General features: G+C 70.7%; 6 protein-coding genes. 5 read left to right on the forward strand and 1 reads right to left on the reverse strand.

Going from position 1 to position 4,794, the window contains the following annotated elements; genetic code table 11:
• Positions 1 to 32: 32 nt before the first annotated feature.
• Positions 33 to 794, reverse strand: coding sequence for a SigE family RNA polymerase sigma factor (locus J1C73_RS28090; RefSeq protein WP_207318835.1), 762 nt, complete (start codon positions 792 to 794; stop codon positions 33 to 35).
• Between the two features lie 192 nt (positions 795 to 986).
• Between J1C73_RS28090 and afsQ1 the strand changes: the two genes are divergently transcribed.
• From afsQ1 to J1C73_RS28115, 5 genes are all read left to right on the forward strand, one after another.
• Positions 987 to 1,664 carry a two-component system response regulator AfsQ1 gene (afsQ1, locus tag J1C73_RS28095; protein WP_185095372.1) on the forward strand — a complete coding sequence of 226 codons (678 nt, stop codon included), beginning with the start codon at positions 987 to 989 and terminating at the stop codon, positions 1,662 to 1,664.
• Positions 1,661 to 3,199: an ATP-binding protein gene (locus J1C73_RS28100; protein ID WP_207318836.1), complete on the forward strand. Its 1,539-nt coding sequence runs from the start codon at positions 1,661 to 1,663 to the stop codon at positions 3,197 to 3,199. Before afsQ1 ends, J1C73_RS28100 begins: the two co-directional genes overlap by 4 nt.
• Positions 3,199 to 3,813 (forward strand): GerMN domain-containing protein, encoded by a 615-nt coding sequence (locus J1C73_RS28105; protein WP_242644808.1) that lies wholly within the window; start codon positions 3,199 to 3,201, stop codon positions 3,811 to 3,813. The genes J1C73_RS28100 and J1C73_RS28105 overlap by 1 nt, the downstream gene beginning before the upstream one ends.
• Positions 3,814 to 3,925: 112 nt before the next feature.
• Complete coding sequence (locus tag J1C73_RS28110; RefSeq protein ID WP_207318838.1) at positions 3,926 to 4,474, forward strand: VanZ family protein; 549 nt, start codon at positions 3,926 to 3,928, stop codon at positions 4,472 to 4,474.
• 93 nt (positions 4,475 to 4,567) lie between these two features.
• Complete coding sequence (locus J1C73_RS28115) at positions 4,568 to 4,771, forward strand: PspC domain-containing protein (protein ID WP_207318839.1); 204 nt, start codon at positions 4,568 to 4,570, stop codon at positions 4,769 to 4,771.
• Positions 4,772 to 4,794 lie beyond the last annotated feature (23 nt).

Below are 4,794 nucleotides of genomic sequence, written 5' to 3' on the forward strand. Positions count from 1 at the left end.
GTTCCCCCGTATCCCCCGTTTCCCCCGTCGCCTCAGGCCACCAGCTCGCCGAAGGACTCTTCCTCGTCACGGCCGAAGCTGAGGACCTCGTCCTCGCGCAGCCGGCGGAGCGACCGCCAGATGCTGGACTTCACCGTGCCGACACTGATGTCGAGGATGGCCGCGATCTCCGGGTCCGTACGGCCCTCGTAGTAGCGCAGGACCAGCATCGTGCGCTGGAGCTCCGGCAGGCGCGCCAGCGCCTGCCAGAGCACGGCACGCAGCTCCGTACCGCGCATCGCGTCCGTGTCGCCCGCCGTCTCCGGCAGCTCCTCGGTCGGATATTCGTTCAGCTTGCGCCTGCGCCAGGCGCTGATGTGCAGATTGGTCATGGTGCGGCGCAGATAGCCGCCGACCGCCGCCTTGTCGCTGATCCGGTCCCACGCCCGGTACGTCGAGAAGAGGGCGCTCTGCAGCAGGTCCTCGGCCTCGAACCGGTCGCCGGTCAGGTGATAGGCGGTGGCGTACAGGGAGGCACGGCGTTCCCGGACGTAGGCCGTGAACACCGCTTCGGCGTCCTCGTCCCGCGCCGGGGCCTGCCGCTCCCCCATGGCCTCCCCGTACGTGCTTCCCCCGTTGCTCCCGCCTGTCGCGGCAGGTGCGTCGACCACCGTCATGTACGACGGGTGCTGACGCCTGGCGGCGCGTTCGCACCCCCGCCCGTTCGATGCGGCGCCGGACTTCTCGGTGGTCCGCCCGACGTCGTGGAGACGCGTGACAACTGCGCTTGCGGTGATGCTGTGAGTTGCGTTCATCTCGCGCCCCCCGTCGGTGGAGTCCGTCCGTTCCTTGTGTCAACGAGCTTGCCGGGGCAGTTTCATGGCGCTGTCCCCCAACTGTCACAGGCCTGTCACAGGGCCCGGCGCGGGTGCGATCCGGGGGTGCCGGATGCATGAGAGGGGACCAACTGTCGAACTAGGGCTCCCCCATGGGTCAGAATGACCAACGTGCCTTTCCTGTTGCTGATCGAGGACGACGACGCCATCCGCACGGCCCTCGAACTCTCGCTGTCACGCCAGGGCCACCGTGTGGCCACCGCGGCGACGGGAGAGGACGGCCTCAACCTGCTGAGAGAACAGCGGCCCGACCTGGTCGTACTGGATGTGATGCTGCCCGGGATCGACGGATTCGAGGTGTGCCGTCGCATCCGGCGCACCGACCAGTTGCCGATCATCCTGCTGACCGCGCGCAGCGACGACATCGACGTCGTGGTCGGACTGGAGTCCGGTGCCGACGACTATGTGGTGAAACCCGTGCAGGGCCGGGTGCTCGACGCCCGGATCCGCGCGGTGCTGCGCCGGGGCGAGCGCGAGTCCACGGACTCCGCGACGTTCGGGAGCGTGGTGATCGACCGGTCCGCGATGACCGTCACCAAGAACGGGGAGGATCTTCAGCTCACGCCGACCGAGCTGCGTCTCCTGCTCGAACTGAGCCGCCGCCCCGGCCAGGCCCTGTCCCGGCAGCAGCTGCTGCGGCTGGTCTGGGAGCACGACTACCTCGGTGACTCCCGGCTGGTGGACGCCTGCGTCCAGCGGCTGCGCGCGAAGGTGGAGGACGTGCCGTCCTCGCCGACCCTGATCCGTACCGTGCGGGGAGTGGGATACCGGCTGGACTCGCCGCAGTGAGCACGGCTGTGCGGCGGAGTCTGCTCGCCGGGCTCCGCTGGACCAGCCTGCGGTTGCGGCTCGTCGTCGTGTTCGCGCTGGTGGCGCTGACCGCCGCGGTGTCCGCGTCCGGGATCGCGTACTGGCTGAACCGCGAGGCGGTGCTGACCCGTACCCAGGACTCGGCGCTCGGGGACTTCCGTCAGGAGATGCAGAACCGGGCGGCCTCGCTGCCGCCCAACCCCACCAAGGACGATCTGGAGCACGCCGCCGCGCAGATGGCGAGCAGCAGCCCCGGATACAGCGTGCTGCTGATCGACGAGCGCGATCCGGGCAAGCCGATCGTCGGCAACTCCGACGTGGACACCTTCACCCGGGACAACGTGCCGCGGTCGCTGCAGGAGCAGGTCGCCAAGAAGCAGCCGGTCAAGGCGGGCAACAAGTACCGGTACCACCTGTTCTGGCAGCGGACCTCGATCCGCGGCACGCCGTATCTCGTCGGCGGTACGAAGATCATCGGCGGTGGCCCGACCGGCTACATGCTCAAGTCCCTGGACCAGGAGCGGCAGGATCTGAACTCCCTCGCCTGGTCGTTGGGGATCGCGACCGCGCTCGCCCTCGTCGGCTCCGCCCTGCTCGCCCAGGCCGCCGCGACGACCGTGCTGCGTCCGGTACAGCGGCTGGGCGACGCCGCCCGCAAGCTCGGCGAGGGCAAGCTCGACACCCGGCTGGTGGTGTCGGGGACCGATGAACTGGCCGATCTCTCCCGGACGTTCAACAGAACGGCGAGCTCGCTGGAGAAGAAGGTCGCGGACATGACCGCGCGGGAGGAGTCCAGCCGCCGCTTCGTCGCCGACATGTCGCACGAGCTGCGCACCCCGCTCACCGCGATCACCGCGGTCGCCGAGGTGCTGGAGGACGAGGCCGACAACCTCGACCCGATGATCGCGCCGGCCGTGCACCTGGTGGTCAGCGAGACCCGGCGGCTCAACGACCTGGTGGAGAACCTGATGGAGGTCACCCGCTTCGACGCGGGCACGGCCCGTCTCGTCCTGGACACCGTCGATGTCGCCGACCAGGTGACGGCCTGCATAGACGTCCGCGCCTGGCTGGACGCGGTGGATCTGGACGCCGAGCGCGGCATGATGGTCCGCCTCGATCCGCGCCGGCTCGATGTGATCCTGGCGAACCTGATCGGCAACGCGCTGAAGCACGGCGGTTCGCCGGTCCGGGTCACGGTACGGACCGAGGGCGACGAGCTGGTCATCGAGGTCCGCGACCACGGCCCCGGCATCCCCGAGGACGTACTGCCCCATGTCTTCGACCGGTTCTACAAGGCCAGCGCCTCCCGGCCGCGGTCCGAGGGCAGCGGTCTGGGCCTGTCGATCGCCATGGAGAACGCGCACATCCACGGCGGTGACATCACCGCCGCGAACTCGCCGGACGGCGACGGCGCGGTGTTCGTACTGCGCCTGCCGCGCGACGCGGAGGCGCTGAGCCGCACCACCGAGGGTCACGACGCGGAGATCCCGGACGAGGAGGACGACGCGACGTGATGCGCAGCGAACGCCGGGGCCGACGCCCCGCCGCGGCGGTGGCCGGAGCCGCGCTCTGCGCGATACTGGCCGCGGGCTGCGGGATCAGGACGACATCGGTACCGGTCGACGCCGGGCCCGCACCGTCCCGGGTGCCGTGCGAGATGCCCGCGCAGGACGCCACCGCCCAGCCCCGGCAGAGCATCTCCGCGGAGATCTATCTCATCTGCAACTCGCAGCTGGTCACCGTCGACCGCACGGTCCAGGTCCAGGAGGCGAAGTCCGACCGAATCACTGTCGCCGCCGCCCTCCTGGCTGAGCTGAGCAAGGAGCCCCCGGGCCCCGAGCGGCAGGCGGGCTTCTCCACGGACGTCCCGGAGTCCCTGCGGGTCAGCGGGCCCCGCGCGGGCGACCCGAAGGGCGCGCTGCGGCTCAGCGAGCAGCCGGAGGACCTGACAGCCGAGGCGCTGGCCCAGATCGTCTGCACGTACACGGGGAGCGAACCGCTCGTCCAGGACGGCACGGTGATGCTCGGCGGCCCCGGGAAGTACGCGCCGCGCGGCTATCTGTGCACCGCGGAGACCAAGGCCAGCCCGAAGGCCGTACCGACCCTGGGCGCGGTCCGGCTGTCCTGAGCGGTGCGGCGGTGGGGCGGGGCGGCAGCGCGTACGGGTCGGCCGGGACGGTGAGCCAGGTCTCCCCGGCAGGAGCGGAACCGTTCCTGCCGCTACCCGCGTCTTGGGGAACGTGCGTCAAGGTTCTGGCGGCCAGGCCGTCATCCGCTTCCGCGCGGTCGGAGTGTCCCTCCTCCTCGTGCATCTGCTGCTCGTCGGGTGGCTGACTCTTCGCCCGCTGGACGTGCCGTGGATGACCGCCGCCAACCTCCAGCCGTTCGCCGGCATCAAGGCGGACCTGACCCTGGGCCCGGCCGCCGCCGTCCGGCGGATCGGCGGGCAGCTCCTGCTGCTGGCGCCCCTGGGCGTACTGCTGCCGATGGCCGGGGGCCGGCTCTTCGTCTCGCCGTGGGCCTCGCTCGCCCGGACCGTCGCGGCCGGGGCACTGATCTCGCTGGGCATCGAACTGGGCCAGACCGGGGTGCCCGGCCAGGTCGTCGATGTCGACTCACTGATCCTGAACACCGTCGGCGTGGCGCTCGCCCACGTGCTGTTCGTACCGGCGTGCCGGGCGCGGCTGCGTCGGCGCAAACAGCGGCGGATCCGGGTGCTGCCCTCGGCCGCCCATGAGGTCCCTCAGGGGGCGACCCCGACGATTTCCAGGGTCGGCATCGCCCCGTAGAGCGATGCTTCGCACCGGTTCGGCGAGCCACCATGGATACATCGGGAGCACAACGGACTGCTCCCCCGGAGACGGTTCGCGAAGGAGCCCACCATGGCCGCACTTGCCCGCCCCCGTGACGGACGCATGCTCGGCGGAGTGTGCGCAGCGCTGGCACGGCGCTTCGGCACCTCCGCAGGGACCATGCGCGTCATCTTCCTCGTCTCGTGCCTGCTGCCGGGACCGCAGTTCCTGCTCTACCTGGCGCTGTGGATGCTGCTCCCCGAGGAGCGGTCGTCCGCCTCCACCGCCTGGTAGTCCCGCCGCACACGCCTGTGGGC

This window comes from Streptomyces laculatispora (assembly GCF_017353455.1).
Lineage (GTDB): Bacteria > Actinomycetota > Actinomycetes > Streptomycetales > Streptomycetaceae > Streptomyces > Streptomyces laculatispora.

Excerpts from the sequence above, each read along its gene's own strand:
- J1C73_RS28090 (WP_207318835.1), bottom strand. The coding sequence starts at position 794 with ATGAACGCAACTCACAGCATCACCGCAAGCGCAGTTGTCACGCGTCTC.
- J1C73_RS28105 (WP_242644808.1), top strand. The coding sequence starts at position 3,199 with ATGCGCAGCGAACGCCGGGGCCGACGCCCCGCCGCGGCGGTGGCCGGA.
- J1C73_RS28115 (WP_207318839.1), top strand. The coding sequence starts at position 4,568 with ATGGCCGCACTTGCCCGCCCCCGTGACGGACGCATGCTCGGCGGAGTG.